This is a genomic window from Aquipseudomonas alcaligenes, from assembly GCF_003205495.1.
GTDB lineage: Bacteria > Pseudomonadota > Gammaproteobacteria > Pseudomonadales > Pseudomonadaceae > Aquipseudomonas > Aquipseudomonas alcaligenes_B.
Map to the genome: position 1 here is coordinate 287,663 of NZ_QJRX01000005.1, position 21,568 is coordinate 309,230.

The 21,568-nt window shown below is 65.7% G+C and carries 26 protein-coding genes; 16 read left to right on the plus strand and 10 right to left on the minus strand.

Going from position 1 to position 21,568, the window contains the following annotated elements; translation table 11 throughout:
* Positions 1-23: 23 nt before the first annotated feature.
* The 8 genes from DMO17_RS19550 (at position 24) to DMO17_RS11550 (ending at position 4,281) form a co-directional block, all read left to right on the plus strand.
* Positions 24-560, plus strand: a complete 537-nt coding sequence (locus tag DMO17_RS19550; RefSeq protein ID WP_146224913.1) for a hypothetical protein — start codon at positions 24-26, stop codon at positions 558-560.
* 394 nt (positions 561-954) lie between these two features.
* On the plus strand, positions 955-1,521 hold the full coding sequence (locus DMO17_RS19555) for a hypothetical protein (protein WP_146224914.1): 567 nt from the start codon (positions 955-957) through the stop codon (positions 1,519-1,521).
* 97 nt (positions 1,522-1,618) lie between these two features.
* Complete coding sequence (locus DMO17_RS11530; RefSeq protein WP_110682628.1) at positions 1,619-1,996, plus strand: hypothetical protein; 378 nt, start codon at positions 1,619-1,621, stop codon at positions 1,994-1,996.
* A gap of 75 nt (positions 1,997-2,071) precedes the next feature.
* Positions 2,072-2,560: a hypothetical protein gene (locus tag DMO17_RS19560; RefSeq protein ID WP_146224915.1), complete on the plus strand. Its 489-nt coding sequence runs from the start codon at positions 2,072-2,074 to the stop codon at positions 2,558-2,560.
* Between the two features lie 95 nt (positions 2,561-2,655).
* On the plus strand, positions 2,656-2,973 hold the full coding sequence (locus DMO17_RS11535; RefSeq protein WP_110682629.1) for a DUF2834 domain-containing protein: 318 nt from the start codon (positions 2,656-2,658) through the stop codon (positions 2,971-2,973).
* Between the two features lie 201 nt (positions 2,974-3,174).
* The gene (locus DMO17_RS11540) at positions 3,175-3,582 is read left to right on the plus strand and encodes an MAPEG family protein (RefSeq protein WP_110682630.1); all 408 of its coding nucleotides are present in this window, start codon (positions 3,175-3,177) and stop codon (positions 3,580-3,582) included.
* 14 nt (positions 3,583-3,596) lie between these two features.
* Positions 3,597-3,830, plus strand: a complete 234-nt coding sequence (locus DMO17_RS11545; RefSeq protein ID WP_146224916.1) for a hypothetical protein — start codon at positions 3,597-3,599, stop codon at positions 3,828-3,830.
* 22 nt (positions 3,831-3,852) lie between these two features.
* Positions 3,853-4,281, plus strand: coding sequence for a VOC family protein (locus DMO17_RS11550; protein ID WP_258371526.1), 429 nt, complete (start codon positions 3,853-3,855; stop codon positions 4,279-4,281).
* A gap of 73 nt (positions 4,282-4,354) precedes the next feature.
* Here the strand turns inward: DMO17_RS11550 and DMO17_RS11555 are convergent, their stop codons facing one another.
* From DMO17_RS11555 to DMO17_RS11570, 4 genes are all read right to left on the minus strand, one after another.
* Complete coding sequence (locus DMO17_RS11555; RefSeq protein WP_110682632.1) at positions 4,355-5,008, minus strand: peroxiredoxin; 654 nt, start codon at positions 5,006-5,008, stop codon at positions 4,355-4,357.
* A 91-nt stretch (positions 5,009-5,099) separates the two neighbouring features.
* Positions 5,100-6,431: an ATP-binding protein gene (locus DMO17_RS11560; protein WP_110682633.1), complete on the minus strand. Its 1,332-nt coding sequence runs from the start codon at positions 6,429-6,431 to the stop codon at positions 5,100-5,102.
* Positions 6,428-7,105 carry a response regulator gene (locus tag DMO17_RS11565; protein ID WP_110682634.1) on the minus strand — a complete coding sequence of 226 codons (678 nt, stop codon included), beginning with the start codon at positions 7,103-7,105 and terminating at the stop codon, positions 6,428-6,430. The genes DMO17_RS11560 and DMO17_RS11565 overlap by 4 nt, the downstream gene beginning before the upstream one ends.
* Before the next feature lie 52 nt (positions 7,106-7,157).
* Positions 7,158-7,763 carry an outer membrane protein gene (locus DMO17_RS11570; protein WP_110682635.1) on the minus strand — a complete coding sequence of 202 codons (606 nt, stop codon included), beginning with the start codon at positions 7,761-7,763 and terminating at the stop codon, positions 7,158-7,160.
* Positions 7,764-7,927: 164 nt separating this feature from the next.
* On the opposite strand from DMO17_RS11570, the gene DMO17_RS11575 reads away from it, so the two are divergent.
* Positions 7,928-8,593 carry a DUF502 domain-containing protein gene (locus tag DMO17_RS11575; RefSeq protein ID WP_110682636.1) on the plus strand — a complete coding sequence of 222 codons (666 nt, stop codon included), beginning with the start codon at positions 7,928-7,930 and terminating at the stop codon, positions 8,591-8,593.
* Here DMO17_RS11575 and DMO17_RS11580 read toward each other — a convergent pair.
* On the minus strand, positions 8,555-9,730 hold the full coding sequence (locus DMO17_RS11580) for an MFS transporter (RefSeq protein WP_110682637.1): 1,176 nt from the start codon (positions 9,728-9,730) through the stop codon (positions 8,555-8,557). The two genes, DMO17_RS11575 and DMO17_RS11580, sit on opposite strands and share 39 nt — an antisense overlap.
* A gap of 130 nt (positions 9,731-9,860) precedes the next feature.
* Here DMO17_RS11580 and DMO17_RS11585 point away from each other — a divergent pair, with 130 nt between their 5' ends.
* Together DMO17_RS11585 and DMO17_RS11590 are read left to right on the plus strand one after the other, a co-directional pair.
* Entirely contained in the window at positions 9,861-10,646 is a 786-nt protein-coding gene (locus DMO17_RS11585) for a dienelactone hydrolase family protein (protein WP_110682638.1), read from the plus strand.
* A gap of 237 nt (positions 10,647-10,883) precedes the next feature.
* On the plus strand, positions 10,884-11,594 hold the full coding sequence (locus DMO17_RS11590; protein ID WP_110682639.1) for a 4'-phosphopantetheinyl transferase family protein: 711 nt from the start codon (positions 10,884-10,886) through the stop codon (positions 11,592-11,594).
* Here DMO17_RS11590 and DMO17_RS11595 read toward each other — a convergent pair.
* On the minus strand, positions 11,578-12,135 hold the full coding sequence (locus DMO17_RS11595) for an NAD(P)H nitroreductase (protein WP_110682640.1): 558 nt from the start codon (positions 12,133-12,135) through the stop codon (positions 11,578-11,580). The genes DMO17_RS11590 and DMO17_RS11595 overlap by 17 nt on opposite strands.
* A gap of 38 nt (positions 12,136-12,173) precedes the next feature.
* Positions 12,174-12,533, minus strand: coding sequence for a YkgJ family cysteine cluster protein (locus tag DMO17_RS11600; protein ID WP_110682641.1), 360 nt, complete (start codon positions 12,531-12,533; stop codon positions 12,174-12,176).
* Positions 12,534-12,683: 150 nt separating this feature from the next.
* Between DMO17_RS11600 and DMO17_RS11605 the strand changes: the two genes are divergently transcribed.
* Both DMO17_RS11605 and DMO17_RS11610 read left to right on the plus strand, forming a co-directional pair.
* The gene (locus tag DMO17_RS11605; RefSeq protein ID WP_110682642.1) at positions 12,684-14,138 is read left to right on the plus strand and encodes a TrkH family potassium uptake protein; all 1,455 of its coding nucleotides are present in this window, start codon (positions 12,684-12,686) and stop codon (positions 14,136-14,138) included.
* A 4-nt stretch (positions 14,139-14,142) separates the two neighbouring features.
* Complete coding sequence (locus tag DMO17_RS11610; RefSeq protein ID WP_110682643.1) at positions 14,143-15,597, plus strand: TrkH family potassium uptake protein; 1,455 nt, start codon at positions 14,143-14,145, stop codon at positions 15,595-15,597.
* 145 nt (positions 15,598-15,742) lie between these two features.
* Here DMO17_RS11610 and DMO17_RS11615 read toward each other — a convergent pair whose 3' ends face one another.
* Complete coding sequence (locus tag DMO17_RS11615) at positions 15,743-16,744, minus strand: AraC family transcriptional regulator (RefSeq protein WP_110682644.1); 1,002 nt, start codon at positions 16,742-16,744, stop codon at positions 15,743-15,745.
* 124 nt (positions 16,745-16,868) lie between these two features.
* Here DMO17_RS11615 and DMO17_RS11620 point away from each other — a divergent pair, with 124 nt between their 5' ends.
* Together DMO17_RS11620 and DMO17_RS11625 are read left to right on the plus strand one after the other, a co-directional pair.
* Positions 16,869-17,186: an Mpo1-like protein gene (locus DMO17_RS11620; protein ID WP_110682645.1), complete on the plus strand. Its 318-nt coding sequence runs from the start codon at positions 16,869-16,871 to the stop codon at positions 17,184-17,186.
* A gap of 166 nt (positions 17,187-17,352) precedes the next feature.
* Positions 17,353-18,741, plus strand: a complete 1,389-nt coding sequence (locus DMO17_RS11625; protein WP_110682646.1) for an adenylate/guanylate cyclase domain-containing protein — start codon at positions 17,353-17,355, stop codon at positions 18,739-18,741.
* A gap of 46 nt (positions 18,742-18,787) precedes the next feature.
* On the opposite strand, the gene DMO17_RS11630 is transcribed toward DMO17_RS11625, so the two are convergent.
* Positions 18,788-19,819, minus strand: a complete 1,032-nt coding sequence (locus DMO17_RS11630) for a glycosyltransferase family 4 protein (protein WP_110682647.1) — start codon at positions 19,817-19,819, stop codon at positions 18,788-18,790.
* Positions 19,816-20,625 carry a UDP-2,3-diacylglucosamine diphosphatase gene (locus tag DMO17_RS11635; protein WP_110682648.1) on the minus strand — a complete coding sequence of 270 codons (810 nt, stop codon included), beginning with the start codon at positions 20,623-20,625 and terminating at the stop codon, positions 19,816-19,818. Before DMO17_RS11635 ends, DMO17_RS11630 begins: the two co-directional genes overlap by 4 nt.
* 133 nt (positions 20,626-20,758) lie before the next feature.
* On the opposite strand from DMO17_RS11635, the gene DMO17_RS11640 reads away from it, so the two are divergent.
* The gene (locus DMO17_RS11640; protein ID WP_110682649.1) at positions 20,759-21,523 is read left to right on the plus strand and encodes an AraC family transcriptional regulator; all 765 of its coding nucleotides are present in this window, start codon (positions 20,759-20,761) and stop codon (positions 21,521-21,523) included.
* Positions 21,524-21,568: the final 45 nt, after the last annotated feature.

Genomic DNA, 21,568 nt, shown 5'->3' on the forward strand with positions numbered 1-21,568 from the left:
CGTTAGCTTAATCGTTAGACGCTATGCAAATCCAGACTCCAGCAGGAACACTGATACTAATTAACGAGCCGGCATATTCGTTTGGATCTGCTGACAACTCTCGGCAGTACCCTATCGAGCTATTGCTAGACGATGAGTATTCCCCAAGCTCCGTCCACGGGATTCTGTTAGATGGCAATCCACTTGTGGTACTTGGTGATGCCGGCGGCTGCACTGGAGTTCACAAGCATTCACTTGTGCTGTACAACGAAGCTGTTTATGTGGCCGTTGGGCGGCACGTAACCAAGCTGGTTCTATTTCCGTTCTCAGTCGCGTGGTCCTTGCAGGTCGATGACGCCACGTGTTTCGGTATACACGCAAATGTGGAACGCAATGCGTTACTGTCACACGGAGAGCTGGGGATTTGTCGCTTCTCTGAAATTGGTGAAATTCTCTGGTCTGCACTAGGCGCAGACATCTTTAGCGAGGGCTTTTCGTTACACCAAGACCACGTGGAGGCAGTAGATTTCAATCATAAAATTTATAAATTTGGCTATGAGAATGGCGAATTACGCGTCTAACAAATGGTTCAAATCGTTCGCTTCGCTCACTGGGACGGGCTAAAGCCCGCCCCTTAACCAAACGTTAGGTAGCTCATGCCGAAACTTGCATGCCCATGCGGCTACATCCATAACCTCTCGCAAATCCCAGATGCCGGCTGGATAACGATTCGAGACGAAGAATTTGACTCAATCAGCACCTCTGGACTTGGGAGTGAAGAAAAAATCGATGCATTGTATTCAGCATCGGGCAGCATTTATGTCTGCCCCAACTGCGAGCGACTAATGTGGGCAAAAAAAGGCAGCGCCGAGTTTGTCACCTACTCCAGAGAGCAACCTAACTAGTGGTTCAAGCCGTTCGCTTCGCTAACTCGGGACCGGCTAAAGCCGGCCCCTTAACCAAACGTTAGCCCCAATGAAAAACAGCATAATCAGAAAGTTAAATTTTGCTTTTATTATGACCACTCTTTTAAACAGCGCGAGCGCACTGGCATGCAACAAAATCCAAGAGAAACTTCCTACTCAAGAAATTGATTTCTCAGAATTAAAATCCGGCCAGCATAAGATTATTTTATGGGATCACTTACCAGTCGCAATAATCAATAAACCAAAACCATACAAACCCATTAACAATAAAACAACAAATAAGGCCGCCACAAAAGCAGAGCTCGCCCTTAGATGTTCCGTAGGTGGAAATGGATTTCCCGCCAAGAATCTGAATCCTAGCAGAGTATCAGTACTCTTACTCCTCCCACCGCCAATTGGCTGCGCTGGCGCAAAGATCATCATACCTCCAGAGAAAGCTCCAACAGACAAAGCTGCAGAGCTGCTGAAAAAAACTGGCGGCATAATATATGACTCATGTGCCGGGTACATTTTTGATCTTGATGGTCTTGCAATAGGTCAAGAATCAGACAACATGCAAATCCCAAAACACAAAATCACAGGAACCACTCTAACACTTGGCCAGGAGGCTAACTAATGGTTCAAGTCGTTCGCTTCGCTCACTCTGGGACGTCCGCAAGCTACGCTCGCGACCGCCCCTTAACCAAACGTTATGCTCAGGAGCAGTAAGCCCCATGCTGATATGGAAGATCGTATTCTGGGTAACCACAACACTTATACTTTTCGCAGTTCTTACGCTTCCCTTTGCTTACATCTTCCCTGAAGCAGAGGACATAGTTGCCTTGGCCATCCAAATTCTTGGGCAATTCTGCATATACGGCTACGCTTATCAAAAAGCCGTCGGAACCAAAAATATAGCGATTGCGGCATTTCTGTTGAACCTCGGCCTCAGCATTTACAGCTTAATTGACGCCGCGCCGTTGCTCTTGGAGATCAAAGAGACTTGGGGAATTATCGTTGCCATTGCAGCCATAAGCATAGTTGCAGTACTGCTAATCCCTCTCTATCGCTACTCTTTCAAGTCCGAACACATATGGGGGAGCGCAGCATAACAATTGGTTCAAGTCGTTCGCTTCGCTCACTCGGGACCGGCTAAAGCCGGCCCCTTAACCAAACGTTAGAAGCACATGAAATATTTCACCAGCCTTAAAGAAAAAACTGACTTAGTTCACCACCAATTTTCCGAACTGATTGGCAAAGCAATTGTTGGCTATGAGTTAGCGCAAATCTGGTGTGAGGAAACGGCCGCTTGGAGCGAGTGGAATGACCTTCCAGTATTTTTATCAATTGGTTCAGGTGAGCTCTCTATCTCATGGCAAAAATTTGATGAGCTCGCTATAGAGGCCGGTCGCGTTCTGTCTTTTTCACTTTGCGGGAGTACAGTGCGCTGGATAGATAGCGGAAATATCCATCTTGACGCTGCCATTGGGCGTACCGTTGAGTCAGTTTCTTTAGCACAAGGAGAAATGACAGTAGGCGGCGGCGAAATAGAAATCTGGACGCGCTTACTAATTCATTTCACAGGCGGTGGTAGCTTGGAAATTTTCAATGCGCTTGACGAAAACGGTTTTGAATTGCATACCAAAACTGTGGAGGCCGGCGTGTCGTGCTTCTAACTAGTGGTTCAAATCGCTCACTTCGTTCGCTGGGACGGGCTGAAGCCCGCCCCTTAACCAAACGTTATGTTTCACTTCTAGCCAAGGAAGGTGCCATGAAAAGAGCAGTTCTCCCCCTAACCGTACTGCTGGCTTTCACAGCCTACACAGCGTTTGCCATGTCTCAAGCAGAGCAATCGCTTATAGATTTCGGCATTGAACTAATATCAAGTCTGGACACCGCACAAGTCGTCATTGACCTCTACATCCTGGCTGCCCTTGCTTGCGTCTGGATGTATCAAGATAACAAATCACGCCAAAAGCCATTCATAGCCATAGTCCCTTACATTGCGATCACAGCAATTTTTGCATCCATTGGCCCACTGCTCTACCTTGTCGTCAAAGGTTTCTCAAAAGAGCAAGGTGCAACATAACAGTTAATTAAAGTCGCTTGGTTCGCTCACTGCGGGACAGGCTAAAGCCGGCCCCTTAACCAAACGTTAGTCGCAAGAGCAATATCGTTTTCCGGCATCGAACCAAGGAATAAACCCCTCGACTCGTCGCGGCACGCGCTCCCCACCTTCGCCTCTGCCAACGCCTAATCTCCATCGAGAGCCACCGCCCCGGAGTCGCCCATGTCACCCTCACTGCTCGCGCTGCTCGGCTTCATCACCTGGACCCTGCTGCTCCTGCTGCTGATGGAGGCCATCCGTTCCCAACTGGTGCTGAGCGGCAAGGTCGCCGCCAACGGCTTCAATCCCGAGAACTCCAACCTGTCGCCCTTCATGCAGCGGCTCGCCCGGGCCCATGCGAACTGCCTGGAGGGGCTGCCCGTCTTCGGCGGCCTGCTGCTGCTCGCGGTGGTGGCCGGCCAGGCCGAAGTCACCGACCCGCTCGCCTATGGGTTGCTGGCAGCCCGTATCGTGCAGTCCGTCATCCACCTCGCCTCCCTTTCGGCGGCGGCCGTCACCGCGCGCTTCGCGGCGTTCGGCGTGCAGCTCGGCATCGCCCTGTACTGGGCGGTCGCGCTGTTGCTGGCCTAGGGATGATCGCGGCAGTGCGCATCCTGGCGACCCTGCTCGGCTATCTCCTGGCCCTGGTGCTGGTGGCGGCGCTCGCCCTGTTCGGCGTACTGGTGCTGGCCGGGCCGCACGCCGGTATTTTGCCCGGCTGGCTCGAGCCCGCGGTTCTGGTGCTGGGCTGGCTGGCAGTGCTGCTCCTGCCGCTGTGGCTTGCCCGATGGATCTGGCGCGGCCTGGGTGGAACCAGGCGCGGCAGGACTCCACGATAAGCGTGGTACGCCAGAGGGACAGATGATGAAGGCTCGCCTTTCCGTGATTACGCTGGGCGTTGATGACCTGGAGCGCTCGCTGCGGTTCTACCGGGACGGGCTCGGGCTGCTGACGGACGGCATCGTCGGCCAGGAGTTCGAGCATGGCGCGGTGGCCTTCTTCGCGCTGCAGTCCGGCCTGCGCCTGGCCCTGTGGCCGCGCCGGAGCCTGGCCCGGGACTGCGGGCTGCCGCTCGGCCCCGGCAGCCCGACGAACTTCTCGCGGGGGCACAACCTGGCCAGCCGCGCCGAGGTGGATGCCCTGATGACACGGGCGCAGGCGGCCGGGGCACGCATCGTCAAACCCGCGCAGGACACCTTCTGGGGTGGCTACGCCGGGTACTTCCAGGACCCGGACGGGCATCTCTGGGAGCTGGTGTGGAACCCGCAGTGGCTCCCCCAGGACGACTGAGCGCCCCGGTGGCGCACGAAGCTGCCTTACGCTCTCACACCCTCTCTGCTGAGCGGTAGAGAGGTCGCCGCCGCTAGTGTGGCGCCCTGGTGGTGCGCAGGTAGGGCAGCTTGATGTCGATCTCGCCGTACTGCTCGCGGGCCTGCTGGTCGTTGAGGGCGAGCGCGACTATCACGTCCTGGCCTACCGCCCAGTTGGCCGGTGTGGCCAGCGGCACGTTGTAGGTCAGCTGCAGGGCGTCGAGGGCGCGCAGCACTTCGGCGAAGTTGCGGCCGACCGACATCGGGTAGGTCATGGACAGCTTGAGCTTCTTGTCCGGCCCGATGATGAACACAGAACGCACCGTGGCGGTGTCCGCTGCGGTGCGCCCATCCGGCAGGTAGGCCTCGGCCGGCAGCATGTCGAAGGCCTTGGACACCGCCAGGCCCTCGTCGGCGATGATCGGGAAGTGCGCCGGGGCGCCACAGAAGGACTCGATGTCGCCCTTCCACTGGCGATGGGCCTCGGCGCCATCCACCGAAACGCCGATGACCTTGGTGTTGCGCTTGCGCCACTCCTCCGCCAGCTGGGCGACCACGCCGAACTCGGTGGTGCAGACCGGGGTGAAGTCCTTGGGATGGGAGAACAGGATGGCCCAGCCCGAGCCTATCCACTCATGGAAACGGATCGGGCCCTGGTCGGTTTCGGCGGCAAAGTCGGGCACGGGATCGTTGATGCGCAAGGTCATGCTGGCGGTCTCCCTGGTGCGGATGCTGACGGAGCGCCGCCTCGCGGCGGCCACGCCCCAGGCAGTATAGGCCCGGCCGGCGGGCCGCCACTCAGCCCGGCAGGTGCATGCGGAAGCAGGCGCCGCCCAGGCTGGAGTCTTCCAGCTGCAGCTGGCCGTCGTAGCTGTCGAGGATGTCCACCACCACCGCGGTGCCGATGCCCTGCCCCGGGTGCTGGCTGTCCAGGCGTTCGCCGCGCTGGAGGATGCGCGCGCGCTGGTCGGCGGGGATGCCGGGGCCGTCGTCCTCGACCACCAGCTCGCAGCCCTCGGCGCCGATCCGCGCGCTGACGCGGATCTGCCCCAGGCACAGGCGGTAGGCGTTCTCCAGCAGGTTGCCGAGCAGCTCGAACAGCGCGCCGCGCTCCATCGGTACGCACAGCTCGGCGGGGAAATCGCGTTGCACCTGCACGCGCTTGTCGCGGTAGACCTTGTCCAGCGCGCCGCACAGGGTATCGAGCACCTGCCCGAGCGGCTCGCGGTGGCGCACCAGGCCGCTCTTGCGCAAGCTGGCGCGCTGCAGCTGGTAGTCCACCTGCTGGCTCATGCGCTCCACCTGGCTCTGCAGCACCTGCGCCTGAGCGCGGTCGCCGATGCCCTCGGCCACACCCTGCAGCACCGCCAACGGGGTCTTCAGGCTGTGCGCCAGGTCGCCGAGCGAGTCGCGGTAGCGTTCGCGCTGGCGCCGCTCGCCGTCGAGCAGGCGGTTCAGCGAGTCGGTCAGGCGTAGCAGCTCGCTGGGATGCTCGCGGCTCAGGTGGTCACGGTTGCCGCCTTCCACTTCGTCCAGCTCGCGGCTCAGGCCACGCAGGGTGCCGAAGCCCCAGGTCAGGCCCAGCCAGAGCAGGCCGAGCAGCACCAGCAACGCGCCGCCCAGCCACAGGCGCAGCTGGCGGCCGAGGCTGTCGAGCATGGCCTGGTATTCGCTGGCCGGCTGCATGGTGACGATGCTGTAGGCGGCGGCCTGACCGCGCAGCAGGTCCACCTCCAGGTCGTAGACGAAGAACTCCTCGCCGCGCGCGTCGCGCAGGCGCAGGAAGTCATGGCCGTCGCCGTCGTAGCTCGGGTGGTAGTCGATCTGCTCGTCGGCGGTGGACGGCGAGCGCCAGACTTCGCGGCCGTCGCGGTCGTAGATGAAGCCGAGCAGGCGCGATTCGAGCTGGTTGAACTCCTCGTCCGGCAGGCGCGCGGGCATGCTCAGGCGCGTACCCTCGATGCGCGCGGCGGAAATCAGGGTGGCGGCGTCGGCCGCCAGGCGCTGCTCGATGACGTTCTCCAGGGCGTTGCGGAACGCGCCCTGCACCAGCGGCAGCAGGGCCGCCATGAACAGCACCGCCAGGGCGGCGGCACCGAGCATCAGGCGCACACGCAGCGAGCGGATCATCGGCAACGCTCGGTGAACAGGTAGCCCTGGCCGCGCACCGTGTCGATCGGCTTGAGCGCGCAGGCGCCCTCGATCTTGCGGCGCAGGCGCCCGACCAGCACCTCGATGACGTTCGGGTCGCGCTCGTCGTCGCCCTCGTACAGCTGCTCCATCAGGCGGTCCTTGGACACCACCTGCTGCGGGTGCAGCATGAGGTATTCGAGGATGCGGTACTCGAAGGCGGTGAGCGCCAGCGGCTGCTCATCGACCAGCGCCTGCTTGCGATTGAGGTCGAGCCTGAGCGGGCCGGCCTCGACGCTGGACTGCACCAGGCCGACCGAACGGCGCAGCAGCGCGTGCAGTCGCGCCTCCAGCTCCTCGAACTGGAACGGCTTGACCAGGTAGTCGTCGGCACCGGCGGCCAGGCCCTCGACCTTGTCCTGCCAGTTGCCGCGGGCGGTGAGGATCAGGATCGGCAGGCTGCGGCCCTGGCCGCGCAGCTGGCGGATCAGGTCCAGCCCGCTCATGCCGGGAAGGCCGAGGTCGACGATGGCGATGTCGTGGTTGAATTCCTGGGCGCGGTACAGCGCCTCCTCGGCATCAGCGACGGCATCGACCACGAACGCACGTTCACCCAGGCGGGTGTGAAGGTGGTGGCGCAGCAGCGCCTCGTCCTCGACAACAAGAATCTTCATACGGGGTCCCTCGCAGCGGACCGGGCATGCGCCCGGTCCAGTTCCTGGTTGATCAGAACTTGTAGTTGGCGCCGAGGAATACCTGGCTGCTGCTGTGCAGGTCCAGCGAGCCGACCTTGCCGCCGCCGTGCGGGGCCATCTCGGTGCTGGCATTGGTGCGCAGATAGCGGTAGCCGGCCTCGATCGAAGTGTTCTGGTTCAGCTCCTGCAGGATACCCGCCTGCAGGCCGGCCGCGTAGCCGATGTCGCTGTCGCGCTTGAAGCCGCGGCTTTCCTGCTCCAGCTTGACCAGACCGAGGGTGGCGCCGCCGTAGAGCTTGGTGCCGTTGTCGCCCAGCGGCAGGAAGGCGTCGTAGCTGCCCAGCAGGTTCTGCTGGCGGTGCTTGTAGCCCTGGTCCTTGTCCGAGAGATTCTCGTAGGTCAGGTAGTAGCGGCCGTCCTGGTCCATCTGGCCGGCGCGCACGCCCCAGGTGCCGCTGCCGTCGATCACCTTGTCCAGCTTGGGGTTGTCCAGATTCTGGTTGAGCGCATGGGACTTCTGGATGTTGTTGTCGGTCTGGCCCCAGGTCAGGCCGACGAAGCTGTCGGCGGCATTGGCGCCGACGGCGGCGCAGGTCAGGGTGGTGGCCAGGGCGAGTTTGCTCAGGGTGTTTTTCATGATGTTTTCTCCGCGTTGGGACAGTGGCTGAACTCGGGAACCATGTTGCCGGCGCGGCCCTGAACCGCTCCTGAACCCTTGCTGAACCAATGCTGAACGAAAACGCGACGGCCGCCGCGCAATCGCATAGCCTTGTCGCGCCCTCGCCCACGGATGCCTTCGCCATGTTCAAACGCAGCTTCCACTCCCTCGCCACCACCTGGCTGGCCGGCCTGCTCGCCTTGTTGCCGCTGGCGCTGTCGCTGGCCCTGCTGGGCTGGCTGGTGAGCCTGCTGAACCAGTTGATCGGCCCGACCAGCTTCATCGGCAAGCTGTTCGCCGGGCTCGGCCAGCCTTTCGTCAGCAGCCCGGAGCTGGCCTGGCTGCTCGGCACTCTGGCCCTGGTAGTGGCGCTCTACCCGCTCGGCCTGGCCGTGCAGCTGGGCCTCAAGGGCCCGCTGCGCCGCCTGTTCGACCGCACCCTGCGGCGCATCCCGCTGCTCGGCAACCTGTACGGCCTGGCCGACCGCTTCGTCGGCCTGCTCGACCAGAAGGACAACGCCGACCTGGCGGCCATGCGCCCGGTGTGGTGCTTCTTCGGCGGCGACGGCACGGCCGTGCTGGCGCTGCTGCCCAACCCCGAGCCGGTCGAGATCGACGGCCGCGCCTACCACGCCATCCTGGTGCCGACCGCGCCGGTGCCGGTGGGCGGCGGCCTGCTCTACGTGCCGGTGGAATGGGTCAAGCCGGCGGAGATGGGCATGGACAGGTTCACCAGCATCTACGTGTCGATGGGCATCACCCCACCCGGTTCACAGGCGGCGGGCGCGCCACAGCGCCAGGAGAAATAACCCGGCCAGGGCGGCGAGCAGCGCCAGCCAGCCGCCCCGCTGCCAGACCCAGCCCGCGGCATAGCCGACCAGGCTGGAGCCCAGGTAGTAGGCGCACAGGTACAGCGACGAAGCCTGCGCCCGCGCCCCCCGGGCACGCTGGCCGACCTGGCCGCTGGCCACCGCATGGGCAGCGAAGAAGCCCAGGGTAAACAGCGCCAGGCCCAGCACCACCGCCCACAGCCAGGGCGCGGCGCACAGGGCGACGCCCAGCAGCATGATGCCGATGCCGCCCTGCAGCACCTGCCGCGCCCCATGCCGCGCCACCAGGCGCCCGGCCCAGCCGGCGCTGAGGATGCCGCCCAGGTAGACCACGAACAGCAGGCCGATCAGCGTCGCCGACAGCGAGAACGGCGGCGCCGCCAGGCGGAAGCCGACATAGTTGAACAGGGCGACGAAGCCGCCCATCAGCAGGAAGGCCTGGAGGAACAGCTCGCGCAGCGGCGGGTGGCCCAGGTGCCCAGCGAAGTTGCCGAGCAGCCCGCGCAGCGACAGCGACTGGGCGTGGAAATGCCGCGATGGCGGCAACAGCCAGAGGAACAGCAGCAGCGCCAGCACGCCCAACCCGGCGATGCCACCGAGGGCCAGTGGCCAGCCGCCGAGGTCGGCCAGCAACCCCGCCAGCAGACGCCCGAGCATGCCGCCCAGGGCCGTGCCACCGATGTACAGGCCCATGGCCGCCGGCAGCGCCTCGGGGTCGAATTCCTCGCCGACATAGGCCATGGCCAGGGCCGGCAGGCCGCTCAGGGCCAGGCCGAGCAATGCGCGCAGGAGCAGCAGCAGGTGCCAGTCGCGCACCCAGGCGCAGGCCAGGCCCAGCGCCACCGCCAGGCCCAGGGCGGCGACCATCACCGGCTTGCGCCCCCAGCTCTCGGCCAGGGCGCCGGCCAGCAGCAGGCACAGGGCCAGGCTCAGGGTGGTCAGCGAGAGGGCCAGGGCGCTGCTCGCCGCCGACACGGCGAAATGTTCGGCCAGCGATGGCAGCAGCGGCTGCACGCAGTACAGCAGGGCGAAGGTGGCGAAGCCGGCACAGAACAGCGCCAGGGTGGCACGCCGGTAGCCGGGGCTACCGCGCACCAGGTGGGAGGATGCGGACATCGTGACTCTCGAACGGACGAGCCGGAACAGAGCCTCAGGCTAACACAGAAAGTCACGAACGATAGCTGGCTAATCTTCCACCTTGGTCTATCTTGGCCAGTCCACCTTGTCTGCAGAACGGAGACACACCATGCGCAAAGCCTTGCTCGGCCTGCTCTGCCTCGGCGCCCTGAGCGGAGCGGCCCAAGCCGAAATCCAGACCCGCGAAATCGCCTACACGGCCGCCGACGGCACCCGCCTGGTCGGCTACCACGCCTGGGACGACAGCATCGCCGGCCAGCGCCCGGGAGTGATAGTGGTGCACGAATGGTGGGGCCTCAACGACTATGCCAAGCGCCGCGCCCGCGACCTCGCCGCCCTCGGCTACAGTGCCCTGGCCGTGGACATGTACGGCGATGGCAAGAACACCAGCCACCCGGACGATGCCAAGGCCTTCATGAATGCCGCCCTGGCCGACCCCGCCACGCCCAAGGCGCGCTTCCAGGCCGGCCTCGACCTGCTCAAGGCGCAGCCGCAGACCGATGCCGCCAGGCTGGCCGCCATCGGCTACTGCTTCGGCGGCAAGGTGGTGCTGGACATGGCCCGCCAGGGCCTGCCGCTGGCCGCGGTGGTGAGCTTCCACGGCGCCCTGGTCACCGCCACCCCGGCGACGCCGGGCAGCGTCAAGGCCAAGGTGCTGGTGGAGCATGGCGCCGCCGACAGCTTCATCACCCCCGAGCAGATCGCCGCATTCAAGGCCGAGATGGACCAGGCCGGCGCCGACTATCGCTTCGTCGAACTGCCCGGCGCCAAGCACGGCTTCAGCAATCCCGGTGCCGACGCGCACCAGGGCCACGGCCTCGACCTGGGCTACCAGAAGGAAGCCGACGAGCGCTCCTGGGCCGACATGCAGGCGCTGTTCAAGGAAGTCTTCTGAGCCGCCCGCGGTACCGGGCAAAAAAAACGGGAGTCCGACTGGACTCCCGTACTCGATCAGTAGAGTAAAACCACGGCGGCGCGACGCCAGCCGGGGCTACAACCTCACCAGCGTTCACTTGGAACGCATGTCCCATTCTTACCAGAACCAAGCGTTTGCTCTGTAGCACTTCGTTGTTGCCGTGCAACGAAATGTAAACGGCTGGCCCGTCCCGCCCGGCCACGGCAGAATGCCGCCATGACACTGCCCGCCTTCTGCCAACTGCTGCCCGCCCTGCCCGAACTGCTGCCTGCCAGCCGCCTGGTGTGGGCGCAGTTCGACCCGACGCGGCTGCAGGCCGATGACTTCGTGCGCCAGGGCATAGCGCCGGTGCGCGGCGTGGCCAAGCGCCAGGGCGAGTACCTGGCCGGCCGCCTGTGCGCGCGCGAGGCCCTGCGCCAGCTGTGCGGCCAGCCGCTGGTACCGGAACGCGACGAAGAGGGCGTGCCGGTCTGGCCCGCCGGCACGGTCGGCTCGATCACCCATGGGGGCGGCAAGGCGGCCGCCCTGGTGGCCAGCGAGCTGCATTGGCGCGGCCTGGGCATCGACCTGGAGAAGCCCCTGAGCGTCGAGCGCGCCAGCCGCCTGGCCGGGGAAATCCTCACGCCCGGCGAACTGCAGTGGGCCTCACAGCTGCCACCTGAGGCCTTCGCCGCCCGGGTGACGCTGACCTTCTCGCTCAAGGAGAGCCTGTTCAAGGCGCTCTACCCGCTGGTGCTGCAGCGCTTCTACTTCCAGGATGCCGAGCTGCTGGAGGGCGCCGACGGGCACGCGCGCCTGCGCCTGCTGCTCGACCTGCACCACGACTGGCCGGCCGGCAGCGAACTGGAAGGGCGCTTCGTGGAAGCGGACGGCCACCTGCTGAGCCTGGTGGCCGTCGCCCAGGTGCGGATCAGCTCCAGGCGCTGACGAAATCGGCCGGCTGCAGGGCCGGCGGCGTGCGCCGCTCGCCCTCGAAGCTGCCGAGGTAGAGGAAGCCGACGATCTTCTCGCTGGCGCTGAGGCCGAGGCCATCGCGCACCCTGGGGTTGTGGGTCAGTTCGCCGGTGCGCCAGATGGCACCGAAACCCAGCGCCTGGGCAGCGAGCAACAGGCCATGGGCGGCACAGCCGGCGGACAACACCTGCTCCTCCTGCGGCACCTTGGGATGCTCACCGAGGCGGGCGATCGCCACCACCAGCAGCGGCGCGCGCAGCGGCATAGCTCGCGCCTTGTCCAGCGCCTCCGGCTTGGCTGTGGGGTTGCTAGCCAGCAGCGCCTGGGCGAACAGCTCGCCCAGGCGGGCGCGGGCCTCACCCTCGACGGTGAGGAAACGCCAGGGCCGCAGCTGGCCGTGGTCCGGCGCACGCAGGGCGGCACGGAACATCAGCTCGCGCTGAGCGGCATCGGGCGCCGGCTCCAGCAGGCGACCCACGGAAACGCGGTTGAGCAACAGATCGAGGGCTTGCATGGGCGACTCCTGAACGGACAGGCCGGCATTCTAGCCGATTACGCGACCTGCTCCGGCATCAACGGCGGCTCCAGCGGCGGCAGGCCGTAGGCGGCGCGGGCGGCGTCGCAGCGCGGGTTGTGCTGGCCGTCAGCCCAGCTGGCGGTGAACTCGCGGCAGGGGCTGGAGCGCTGCTCATAGAGCGTGCAGCGGGTGGCGCCGCCGACTTCGCCGAGCAGACCGACACAACGCGTCGGCTTGGCGGTGGTGCCGAGCATGGCGACATGGTGGGGGCCGATCTGCTCGACCAGCTGGTCGGGCACGCTGCCACCGGCAGACTGGCACTCGCCCCAGAAGAAGGACACGCGAAAGTGCGCGCAGCAGGCGCCGCACGCGATGCAAGGATTGGCTTCGGACATGGCTGGATGGTTTTCGAAAACCGGTGAGGGGCCGGCACCCGAGGGCCTATTCTATGAATCGGCGCGAAGCTGTGAAGCCCCCGGCGACGGATTTACAGCCCGGTCGGCCAGAGTAGAATGGCGCCCTCGCCTGCAGCCCGAGCCCCTTTCATGGCCCTGCCGACCCTGCGCATCATCGGCTTCATCATCGGTATCTTTCTCATCACCCTGGCGGTCAGCATGGTCATCCCCATGCTCACCCTGCTGGCCTTCGAGCGCACCGACGACCTCAACGCCTTCCTCTGGTCCAGCCTGATCACCTTCGTCGCCGGCCTGGCCATGGTCCTGCCGGGCAAGCCCAAGCACGTGCAGCTGCGCCCGCGCGACATGTACCTGCTGACCACCGCCAGCTGGGTGGTGGTGTGCTGCTTCGCCGCCCTGCCGATGGTGATCATCGCCCACATCAGCTACACCGATGCCTTCTTCGAGACCATGTCCGGCGTCACCACCACCGGCTCCACCGTGCTGGTCGGACTGGACCACATGTCGCCGGGCATCCTGATCTGGCGCTCGATGCTGCACTGGCTGGGCGGCATCGGCTTCATCGGCATGGCAGTGGCCATCCTGCCGCTGCTGCGGGTCGGTGGCATGCGCCTGTTCCAGACCGAGTCGTCGGACTGGGGCGACAAGGTGATGCCGCGCTCGCACATGGCCGCCAAGTACATCCTGCTGATCTACCTGGTTCTCACCGGGCTGGGCTTCCTGGGCTTCTGGGCCGCCGGCATGACGCCCTTCGACGCGATCAACCACTCGATGGCGTCGATCTCCACCGGCGGCTTCTCCACCTCCGACTCGTCGCTGGCCAACTGGCAGCAGCCGGCGGTGCACTGGGTCGCGGTGCTGTTCATGATTCTCGGTGGCCTGCCCTTCATGCTCTATGTCGCCGCCCTGCGCGGCAACCGCCGGGCACTGTTCAAGGATCATCAGGTACGTGGCTTCATCGGCTTCCTAGTATTGACCTGGCTGGTGTTCGGTACCTGGCTGTGGCTGCACTCGGAGCACAGCTGGCTGGACGCCTTCCGCATCGTCGCGGTCAACGTCACCTCGGTGGTCACCACCACCGGCTTCGCCCTGGGCGACTACACCACCTGGGGCAGCTTCGCGGTACTGCTGTTCTTCTACCTGACCTTCGTCGGCGGCTGTTCCGGCTCCACCTCCGGCGGCCTGAAGATCTTCCGCTTCCAGGTCGCCTACGTGCTGCTCAAGGCCAACCTGATGCAGCTGGTACACCCGCGCGCGGTGATCAAGCAGCAGTACAACAACCACAACTTGGACGAAGAGATCGTCCGCTCGCTGATCACCTTCTCCTTCTTCTTCACCATCACCATCGGCGTGCTGGCCCTGGCCCTGACCCTGGTCGGGCTGGACTGGGTCACCGCGCTGACCGGCGCCGCCACCGCGGTGTGCAACGTCGGCCCGGGCCTCGGCCCGATCATCGGCCCGGCCGGCAACTTCGCCAGCCTGCCGGACTCGGCCAAGTGGCTGCTGACCCTCGGCATGCTGCTCGGCCGCCTGGAAATCCTCACCGTGCTGGTGCTGGTCACCCGCAGCTTCTGGAAGCACTGAGCCGATGTCCCTGTCCAGCCTACGCATCCTCGCCTTCATCAACGGCATCTTCCTGATCACCCTGGCGCTGAGCATGCTGGTGCCGGTGGCCACCCTGCTGGTCTTCGAGCAGCCCAAGGGCATCAACGCCTTCCTCTGGTCCAGCCTGATCACCGCGGTGGCTGGCGTGGCCATGGTCGCCCAGGGGCGCCCGCAGCAGACCCAGCTGCGCCCGCGCGACATGTACATGCTGACCGTGTCGAGCTGGATCATGGTGTCGATCTTCGCCGCCCTGCCGTTCCTCTTCGCCGAGCGTGCCAGCGTCACCGACGCCTACTTCGAGAGCATGTCCGGCATCACCGCCACCGGCGCCACCGTGTTCAGCGGCCTGGACAGCATGTCGCCGGGCACCCTGATCTGGCGCTCGCTGCTGCACTGGCTCGGCGGCATCGGCTTCATCGCCATGGCCGTGGCCATCCTGCCGATGCTGCGCATCGGCGGCATGCGCCTGTTCCAGACCGAGTCCTCGGACCGCTCGGACAAGGTCATGCCACGCTCGCACATGGTCGCCAAATACATGGTGCTGGCCTATGTCGGCCTCAGCAGCCTGGCCGTGCTGGCCTTCTGGCTGGCCGGCATGAACCTGTTCGACGCCATCAACCACGCCATGTCGGCCATCGCCACCGGCGGCTTCTCCACCTCCGACGCGTCCCTCGGTCACTGGGACCAGCCGGCGGTGCACTGGGTCGCGGTGCTGGTGATGATCCTCGGCAGCCTGCCCTTCGTGCTCTACGTCGCCACCCTGCGCGGCAACTACAAGGCCCTGCTGCGCGACCAGCAGGTGCGCGGTTTCTTCATGCTGCTGCTGGCCAGCTGGCTGATGCTGGCCTGCTGGAAGTGGAGCACCAGCGAGCTGCACTGGCTGGATACGCTGCGCCTGGTGGCGGTGAACATCACCTCGGTGATGACCACCACCGGCTTCGCCGTCGGCGACTACCACCTGTGGGGTCCCTTCGCCAGCATGATGTTCTTCTACCTGGGCTTCGTCGGCGGCTGCTCCGGCTCCACCGCCGGCGGCCTGAAGATCTTCCGCTTCCAGGTCGCCTATATCCTGCTCAAGGCCAACCTGCGCCAGCTGATCCACCCGCGCGCGGTGATCAAGCAGCAGTACAACCGCCACCGCCTGGACGAGGACATCGTCCGCTCGATCCTCGCCTTCGCCTTCTTCTACACCATCACCATCGCCAGCCTGGCGCTGGCGGTGGCCATGTGCGGGGTGGACTGGATCACCGCCCTGACCGGCGCGGCGGCCATGGTCTCCGGCGTCGGCCCGGGCATGGGCGAGGTGGTCGGCCCGGCGGGCAACTACGCCAGCCTGCCGGACCTGGCCAAGTGGCTGCTGACCATCGGCATGCTGCTGGGGCGCCTGGAGATCCTCACCGTACTGGTCCTGCTGTTCCCCGCCTTCTGGCGCCACTGATGCGCCGAGCCTGGCCAAGGCGCGCTCGCGACGGTCGAAGCGAATTTTTCGTCAGATCGAAAACTCGTGTGAGCATGCAGCCATGTAGCCCGGATGCAATCCGGGGAGGCCGCTGCCCCGGATTGCATCCGGGCTACGGCCACACTCACAACCGCGCGCGATACTCGCCCGGAGTCGCATCGAACCAGCGGCGAAATGCACGGAAGAAATTGCTGGGGTCGGCGAAGCCGAGCAGGTAGGCGACTTCCAGCAGGGTCAGGTTGGGTTGCGCCAGGTACTGCTCGGCCAGCTCGCGACGGGTGTCGTCGAGCAGCTGCTGGTAGCTGGTGCCCTCCTCCTGCAGGCGACGCTGCAGGGTGCGCTCGGACAGCAGCAGGGCCTGGGCCACCGCCTCGCGCTTGGGCTCGCCCTGCGGCAGCAGGCGGCACAGCACCTGGCGCGCCTGATGGGTCACCCGGCTGCCGGAGAAGCGCGCCAGGTACTCGCCGGCGAAGCGGTCGTGCAGCTGCGCCAGCGCCTCGTTGGCGGTGGGCAGCGGGGTCTCCAGGTCGGCCCGCGCGTAGAGCAGCGAATAGTGCTCGGCATTGAAGCGCAGCGGCGCCTGGAACACCTGGCGAAAGGGTTCGAGATCGGCCGGCGGCGGACTCTGGAAGCTCACCTGCAGGGGCGTGATCGGCTTACCGGTGAGCCAGCGGCAGAACGCCAGCGAGTAGGCCAGCGAGGCCTCGGCGCTCTGCCGCGCCGGCGGCAGGCGGTCGCCATGGATCGCCAGCACCAGCTCGTAGCCGTCCGGCAGCGGGCGCAGGCTGAGGTCCGAGCCCTCGGCGATGATGCGCTGGTAGCGCACCAGGCGGGTAAAGCCCTCCAGCAGGTTGCGACTGGACATCAGCGCATAGCCGACCACATGGAAGGACGAGGGGCGCACCACCTTGGCCATGTTCAGGCCGATGGCCGGATTGCCCGACGCCTCCACCGCCAGGTGCCACAGGCGGGTCATGGCATCCTGCGGGAAGCGCGCATCGGCATCGGCGAGCGCCGCATAGTCGAGGCCGAGACGGGCAAACAGGCTGCGGCAATCGACACCGCCCAGCTCCAGGGCCGCGACGATGCCGGATGCCCAGCTGGATGAAGTGGTACGTTCGCTCATCGATTGTTCTTATGGGTTGGTCGGCACGAAATGGCGCCACGAGGATACTAAACTGGCACTGTATGTCACTGGCCGCAGGAGACAGCTCGCCTACACTGCGGCCAACAATGACAGGAGGTACGCCATGAGCGCCGAAACCACCGAACGTTTCCACAGCTTCGCCGAGTTCTATCCCTACTACCTGCAGGAGCACAGCAACGACGTGTGCCGCCGCCTGCACTACGTCGGCAGCCTGCTGGTGCTGTCGATCCTCGGCTATGCCCTGGCCACCCAGCAGTGGCTGTGGCTGCTGGCACTGCCCTTCGCCGGCTATGGCTTCGCCTGGGTCGGCCACTTCGTCTTCGAGAAGAACAAGCCGGCCACCTTCAAATATCCGCTGTACAGCTTCATGGGCGACTGGGTGATGCTCAAGGATGCCTTCACCGGGCGCATCCGCTTCTGAGGCCCGCCACGCCCCGGCGGCGCACGCCGCCCGGGGCCGCCTTCCGGCAGGCTGCACTGGCCCCGCGCGCCGCGCGCCGTTATGATCCCGCCTGGCCTGGCTCTTGCAGAGTCCAACAGACGCCCACCAGAGGCGTCAGAAATCCAGCAGGGATAGTCCGTACTTGATGAAATCCAACGTCCAGGAAACACCCAGGGCGCAGCCTGCTCCGTTGCTTCGCGAATACTACTCGCGGGTGCTGGCGTACATCGCCCCTGCCGCGGCCATCGCTGCCGGTACCTACACCAACCATTTCGGCTACGCCATCCTGTGGATGGTGCCCTATGCCCTGCTCTACCCGCACCTGGCCCATCACCTGGGCAACCGCTTTCGCCAAGACCACCCGCAACAGACCCGCCTGACCCTGCTGTTCCTCGACGCCCTGCACGCCGGCGCCGCCGCCGTGCTGATGGGCTTCTCGACGGTGCCGGCGCTGATGTTCCTGCTGACCCTGTGCTTCAGCTCGCTGATCGCCGGCGGCCTGCGTCAGATGGGCCTGGCCGTGCTGGTGGCGGCCGGCAGCATGGCGCTCAACACGGCGCTGATCCGCCCCGAGCTGAACACCGCCACGCCGACCCTGGTGGCGGTGGTCAGCATCCTGCTGAGTACCCTGTACATCTGCATCGCCGCCTACTTCGTGCATGAGCAGGGCATGCGCCTGACCCAGGCGCGCAGCGAGATCAAGCGCGAGCAGGAAAAGGCCGCACGCCTGGCGCGCAACCTGGCCAAGTACCTGTCGCCGCAGGTCTGGGAAATGATCTTCAGCGGCAAGAAGCACGTGCGCCTGGAGACCCAGCGCAAGAAGCTCACCGTGTTCTTCTCCGACATCAAGGGCTTCACCGAGCTGTCCGAGGAGCTGGAGGCCGAGCAGCTCACCGACCTGCTCAACAACTACCTCAACGAGATGTCGAAGATCGCCCTCCGGTACGGCGGCACCATCGACAAGTTCGTCGGCGACAGCGTGCTGGTGTTCTTCGGCGACCCGAGCAGCCAGGGCGCCAAGAAGGACGCCCTGAACGCGGTGTCCATGGCCATCGCCATGCGCAAGCACATGAAGGTGCTGCGCCAGCAGTGGCGCGCCCAGGGCATCACCAAGCCGCTGGAGATCCGCATGGGCCTCAACACCGGCTACTGCACGGTGGGCAACTTCGGCGCCGATACGCGCATGGACTACACCATCATCGGCCGCGAAGTGAACCTGGCCAGCCGCCTGGAAAGCTCCTCCGAGGCCGGCGAGATCCTCATCTCCCACGAGACCTACTCGCTGATCAAGGACGTGATCATGTGCCGCGACAAGGGCCAGATCGCGGTCAAGGGCTTCAGCCGGCCAGTGCAGATCTACCAGGTGGTGGACTTCCGCCGCGACCTGGGCGCCCGCTCCAGCTACGTCGAACACGAGCTGCCCGGCTTCTCCATGTACCTGGATACCAACGGCATCCAGAACTACGACAAGGAGAAGGTCATCCAGGCCCTCAACCAGGCCGCCGAGAAGCTGCGCGACAAGGTCATCCTGTAACGACAAAGCCGCCCGAGGGCGGCTTTTTCATGCCCCGCATCCAGGCTCAGGCGCGCGCCGGCTGCCAGTCGTCCTCGGCCAGCGGCTCGCCATCCAGCAGCGGCTGGCTGGCCAGGAACTCCAGGGCCGAGGCACGCCAGGACGAGCGCGCGGCCTGTTCGGCGCAGCGCCGTCGATCCAGCGCCAGCGCGGCCAGGCAGGCCTGGCCCAGGTCCTCGTCCATCACCCCGCTCACCCCCGCCTCCAGCACATCCAGCGGCCCGGCCACCGGGAAGGCCGCCACCGGCGTGCCGCAGGCCAGGGCCTCGAGCATCACCAGGCCGTAGGTGTCGGTGCGCGACGGGAATACCAGCACGCTGGCGGCGGCGAACTGCGCGGCCAGCGCCTCGCCCTGCAGGTAACCGAGGAAGTTGGCCTGTGGATAGTCGCGCTGCAGCTCGTCGCGCTCGGGGCCATCGCCGACCAGGCGCTTCTCGCCGGGCAACTGCAGGTCGAGAAAGGCGCGCAGGTTCTTCTCCGCCGCCAGCCGGCCGACGTAGAGGAACACCGGCTCGCCGGCGCCCTGTGGGCGCGGCTGGAACAGCGCGCTGTCCACCCCCTTGCGCCACAGCGCCAGGCGCCGCAGGCCCTGCCCGGCGAACTCCTGGCGCAGGCGCTCGGTGCTGACCAGCACGGCCTGGCTCGGCCGGTGGAAGCGGCGCAGGTAGGCATAGCCCCAGGCGAGCGGAATCCACGGCCAACGGGTGTGTACATATTCGGGAAAGCGCGTGTGGATGGCGCTGGAGAAGGCCAGCCCGCGGCGCGTCAACCAGCGCCGCGCGGCCCAGCCCAGCGGGCCCTCGGTGGCCAGGTGCACGCAGTCCGGACGGAAGTCGCGGATCGCCGCGCCGACCCGCCACAGGTCCCAGGTCAGGGGAATCTCCGGGTAGCTGGGGCACGGCAGGCGCCTGAAGTCCTGCGGCGACAGCAGCTTGACCAGGTGCCCCATTGCCCGCAGCTCGCTCACCAGCGCCTGCAGGCTGGTGACCACCCCGTTGACCTGCGGATGCCAGGCATCGCTGACGATGAGGATCCTCATGCGGCCTGCCCGATGGCTGCCACTTCGGCGGCCTGCGCCTGGTCCTCGGCCAGCCGGTAGAGCTGGATGCTGCCGTCCAGGTGCTCGATCAGCGCCGTGCAGGACTCCACCCAGTCGCCGCAGTTCATGTATTCCACGCCGCCCACCGGACGGATCTCGGCGTGGTGGATATGCCCGCAGACCACGCCATCGAGGCCGCGCCTGACGCACTCGTGGGCGATGGCCTCCTCGAAGTCGCTGATGAAGTTCACCGCCGTCTTGACCTTGTGCTTGAGGTAGGCCGACAGCGACCAGTAGCCGTAGCCCCAGCGTTCGCGCCAGTGGTTGAGCCAGCGGTTGAGGGTCAGGGTCAGCTCGTAGGCCGAGTCACCGAGGAAGGCCAGCCAGCGGTGGTAGCGGGTGATCACGTCGAACTGGTCGCCGTGGATCACCAGCAGGCGACGGCCGTCGGCCGTCTCGTGCACGGCCTCGTCGACCAGCTGGATGTTGCCGAGCATCAGCGTCGAGTAGCGGCGCAGGAATTCGTCGTGGTTGCCGGTGACGTAGATCACCTCGGTGCCGCGCTTGCTCATGGTCAGCAGGCGGCGGATCACGTTGGTGTGGGCTTGCGGCCAGTAGATGCCGCCGCGCAGCTTCCAGCCGTCGATGATGTCGCCGACCAGGTAGATGCGGTCGGCCTGGTAGCGCTTGAGGAAGGCAGCCAGGCGCTCGGCCTGGCAATCGCGGGTTCCCAGGTGGACATCGGAAATCCACAGGGTGCGGACGTGCTGCTTGCGGCTGGGCTTGCTGCGCTCGGCGATGCTCATGGGCGGCCTCCGGCTGGGTTTGGCCAAGCGTGCGCCGCGGCGGTGAAGCGTCCGTGACGACGCGATGACCATTGCATGACAAGCCGCCCCCGCCGGCGCGATGTACACTGACCGCTCGATCAGGAGTTCCGCCATGTCCCAGCTGCTCTCGCTGCGCCACTACCACCACGAGCAGATCGCCCACAGCCACGACCACGCCCAGCTGGTGTTCGGCCTCTCCGGCCGGCTCGACTTCGAGGTCGCCGGGCGCGGCTGCCAGGTCTCCAGCATGAGCCTGGCCGTGGTGCCGCCCGCGGCCCACCACGCCTGCGCCAGCCCGGCCGGCAGCCGCTGCCTGGTGCTGGACGTGCCGCAGGATGGCTGGCTGCAGCAGCGCCTAGGCCACCATGCCGAGGCCAGCCGGCGCCTGCTGGAGACCCCGGGGCGGGTGCAGCTGAGCCCGGCGCAAAGCCAGCTGGTCGACTGGCTGGCGGCCAGCCCGATCGACGACGCGGTGATCGCCCAGCAGGGCGCCGCCCTGCTCCTGGCCAGCCTCAGCGGCGCCCCGGCGCTGGCGGCGCCAGCGGGCCTGCCGCTGGCCAGCCTCGACGCGCACATCGACCGGCACTGCGCCCACCCGCTGCAGGTGGCCGACCTGGCGCGCCTGTGCGGCCTGTCGGCGGCGCGCTTCCATGCACGCTTCCTCGCTGAGACCGGCCGCACGCCGATGGAGCATGTACGCCTGCGCCGCCTGCAGCTCGGCCGCCGCCTGCTGCTCGGCAGCCGCCTGGCGGTCGGCGAGATCGCCGCGCGGGTCGGCTACGCCTCGCAGAGCGCCTTCACCGCGGCCCTGGTGCGTGAACTGGGCGTCACCCCCAGCCAGCTGCGCCGCGAGTCGCGCGACAACGCCCGCGAGTAGCGCGACAGACCGGCGCCTGCCGCCGCGCCTAGACTGCTCCGAGCC

Excerpts from the sequence above, each read along its gene's own strand:
- DMO17_RS11585 (WP_110682638.1), top strand. The coding sequence starts at position 9,861 with ATGCGCAAAGCCTTGCTCGGCCTGCTCTGCCTCGGCGCCCTGAGCGGA.
- DMO17_RS19555 (WP_146224914.1), top strand. The coding sequence starts at position 955 with ATGAAAAACAGCATAATCAGAAAGTTAAATTTTGCTTTTATTATGACC.
- DMO17_RS11620 (WP_110682645.1), top strand. The coding sequence starts at position 16,869 with ATGAGCGCCGAAACCACCGAACGTTTCCACAGCTTCGCCGAGTTCTAT.
- DMO17_RS11560 (WP_110682633.1), bottom strand. The coding sequence starts at position 6,431 with ATGATCCGCTCGCTGCGTGTGCGCCTGATGCTCGGTGCCGCCGCCCTG.
- DMO17_RS11575 (WP_110682636.1), top strand. The coding sequence starts at position 7,928 with ATGTTCAAACGCAGCTTCCACTCCCTCGCCACCACCTGGCTGGCCGGC.
- DMO17_RS11580 (WP_110682637.1), bottom strand. The coding sequence starts at position 9,730 with ATGTCCGCATCCTCCCACCTGGTGCGCGGTAGCCCCGGCTACCGGCGT.
- DMO17_RS11605 (WP_110682642.1), top strand. The coding sequence starts at position 12,684 with ATGGCCCTGCCGACCCTGCGCATCATCGGCTTCATCATCGGTATCTTT.
- DMO17_RS11600 (WP_110682641.1), bottom strand. The coding sequence starts at position 12,533 with ATGTCCGAAGCCAATCCTTGCATCGCGTGCGGCGCCTGCTGCGCGCAC.
- DMO17_RS11550 (WP_258371526.1), top strand. The coding sequence starts at position 3,853 with ATGATGAAGGCTCGCCTTTCCGTGATTACGCTGGGCGTTGATGACCTG.
- DMO17_RS11540 (WP_110682630.1), top strand. The coding sequence starts at position 3,175 with ATGTCACCCTCACTGCTCGCGCTGCTCGGCTTCATCACCTGGACCCTG.
- DMO17_RS11555 (WP_110682632.1), bottom strand. The coding sequence starts at position 5,008 with ATGACCTTGCGCATCAACGATCCCGTGCCCGACTTTGCCGCCGAAACC.
- DMO17_RS11595 (WP_110682640.1), bottom strand. The coding sequence starts at position 12,135 with ATGCAAGCCCTCGATCTGTTGCTCAACCGCGTTTCCGTGGGTCGCCTG.
- DMO17_RS11640 (WP_110682649.1), top strand. The coding sequence starts at position 20,759 with ATGTCCCAGCTGCTCTCGCTGCGCCACTACCACCACGAGCAGATCGCC.
- DMO17_RS11570 (WP_110682635.1), bottom strand. The coding sequence starts at position 7,763 with ATGAAAAACACCCTGAGCAAACTCGCCCTGGCCACCACCCTGACCTGC.
- DMO17_RS11625 (WP_110682646.1), top strand. The coding sequence starts at position 17,353 with ATGAAATCCAACGTCCAGGAAACACCCAGGGCGCAGCCTGCTCCGTTG.
- DMO17_RS11635 (WP_110682648.1), bottom strand. The coding sequence starts at position 20,625 with ATGAGCATCGCCGAGCGCAGCAAGCCCAGCCGCAAGCAGCACGTCCGC.
- DMO17_RS19560 (WP_146224915.1), top strand. The coding sequence starts at position 2,072 with ATGAAATATTTCACCAGCCTTAAAGAAAAAACTGACTTAGTTCACCAC.
- DMO17_RS11590 (WP_110682639.1), top strand. The coding sequence starts at position 10,884 with ATGACACTGCCCGCCTTCTGCCAACTGCTGCCCGCCCTGCCCGAACTG.
- DMO17_RS11530 (WP_110682628.1), top strand. The coding sequence starts at position 1,619 with ATGCTGATATGGAAGATCGTATTCTGGGTAACCACAACACTTATACTT.
- DMO17_RS11610 (WP_110682643.1), top strand. The coding sequence starts at position 14,143 with ATGTCCCTGTCCAGCCTACGCATCCTCGCCTTCATCAACGGCATCTTC.
- DMO17_RS11630 (WP_110682647.1), bottom strand. The coding sequence starts at position 19,819 with ATGAGGATCCTCATCGTCAGCGATGCCTGGCATCCGCAGGTCAACGGG.
- DMO17_RS11535 (WP_110682629.1), top strand. The coding sequence starts at position 2,656 with ATGAAAAGAGCAGTTCTCCCCCTAACCGTACTGCTGGCTTTCACAGCC.
- DMO17_RS11565 (WP_110682634.1), bottom strand. The coding sequence starts at position 7,105 with ATGAAGATTCTTGTTGTCGAGGACGAGGCGCTGCTGCGCCACCACCTT.
- DMO17_RS19550 (WP_146224913.1), top strand. The coding sequence starts at position 24 with ATGCAAATCCAGACTCCAGCAGGAACACTGATACTAATTAACGAGCCG.
- DMO17_RS11615 (WP_110682644.1), bottom strand. The coding sequence starts at position 16,744 with ATGAGCGAACGTACCACTTCATCCAGCTGGGCATCCGGCATCGTCGCG.